Origin of the sequence: Bacteroides sp. An279, assembly GCF_002159615.1 — a bacterium.
In the GTDB taxonomy this organism is placed as follows: domain Bacteria; phylum Bacteroidota; class Bacteroidia; order Bacteroidales; family Bacteroidaceae; genus Phocaeicola; species Phocaeicola intestinalis.
In genome coordinates this window covers 1-1,199 of record NZ_NFJA01000197.1, presented here as the reverse complement: position 1 = coordinate 1,199, position 1,199 = coordinate 1, and the positions used below count along the sequence as shown (strand labels likewise).

Annotated in this window: 2 protein-coding genes; both read right to left on the bottom strand. The window is 40.2% G+C overall.

The features are described from left to right. Positions 1–121 precede the first annotated feature (121 nt). The gene (locus tag B5F78_RS16575) at positions 122–526 is read right to left on the bottom strand and encodes a type II toxin-antitoxin system VapC family toxin (RefSeq protein WP_087407262.1); all 405 of its coding nucleotides are present in this window, start codon (positions 524–526) and stop codon (positions 122–124) included. A gap of 1 nt (position 527) precedes the next feature. Next, the gene (locus B5F78_RS16570) at positions 528–908 is read right to left on the bottom strand and encodes a hypothetical protein (RefSeq protein ID WP_140400242.1); all 381 of its coding nucleotides are present in this window, start codon (positions 906–908) and stop codon (positions 528–530) included. Positions 909–1,199: the final 291 nt, after the last annotated feature.

Sequence of the window (1,199 nt, the reverse complement as noted above, 5' to 3'; positions counted from 1 at the left end):
CTCCTGTTCTTCGTCAGATAGCCCGCTATCTTCCTCATCACAGAAGCGAAAATGCCTCAAAAACTCATCCCAAATCATCGCACGATAAATTCAAAACAGCTTCTAAGAACGAATAAGTATGCTACTTAAGCAAGAATTCTTCCGGAGTATATACCGGAATATCCGAAAAATAAAAGTCTTTTTTGTTGCGGGTGATGATGCAGTCTGCCGCGGCTTGCTTTGCCGAGAAATATTGCACGGCATCTTCAAAATCTTTAGCTCTCAATAATAAAGCTGCATCAATACTTGTTTCTCCTGTGGTTACAATTTGTACATTGGAACGCAACTCATCCAATAGTCCGTACCATTCGCCCAACGACATTCCTTTTTTTGTAAGGTATGCCACATTGACAAAGGTTAAATCTGAAATTATCAGTTGATGGATGCCACCGTCAGCCATTTCGAATATCGGGACAATTGCATGTACGAAAGGTTCACGGAATTTTACAGCATCTACCACTACATTGGTGTCTAAGAATAATTTCATCTTACATTCCGTATTTTTTCCTTAAATAAGCCTCTTTTTCTTTTTTCCAGTCATCATTCTCATCAATGAAAGGAGCTGCTCCAAATAATCGGCGTAAATGCCCTTTCACATGAAGATTGTCCAACTTCGCTTCAATTTCCTTGCGACTGCAAACCTCAGGATTTTCATGCGTCGTTCCCGTTTCTTTGTCCACAAGCATACTTCCAGCTAGTTTGTTAATAATCAACAGTTTGACTTGGGTGGGTTGCTGTAAAAGCATGTCCATTATTTGGTCAGAAAACTCTGACACAGGTGGCTTTATCGCATTAGGACTGCTGTATGAAAGCCCTGGTTCGCTGACCATGCCCGTGGTCTCTTTTTCTATTGGTTTGTATTCTTTCATAAGACGTTCCTCCTTGTCTTGTTGATTCTGATAGGACAAAGCAAGTTCTTTGCCTCTTGTTTACAAAGTTAGCAATTAATTCTCAGATGGCAAAAAACTTGCGCAATTAACAATGGACAAACGGACAATTATTTAGGAAACTGTTTTGAATTTCTCCAAAAAGTTTTTCTCGTTTTGATGTTTCCGTTTTCGTGTGTGCTTTGGGCGATTTTTTGGTCCTTTCCGCTTCTGTTCTTCGTCAGATAGCCCGCTATCTTCCTCATCACACAAGCGGAAATGCCTCAAAAACTC

Coding starts and splice junctions, on each gene's coding strand:
- B5F78_RS16575 (WP_087407262.1), bottom strand. CDS start 526: ATGAAATTATTCTTAGACACCAATGTAGTGGTAGATGCTGTAAAATTC.
- B5F78_RS16570 (WP_140400242.1), bottom strand. CDS start 908: ATGAAAGAATACAAACCAATAGAAAAAGAGACCACGGGCATGGTCAGC.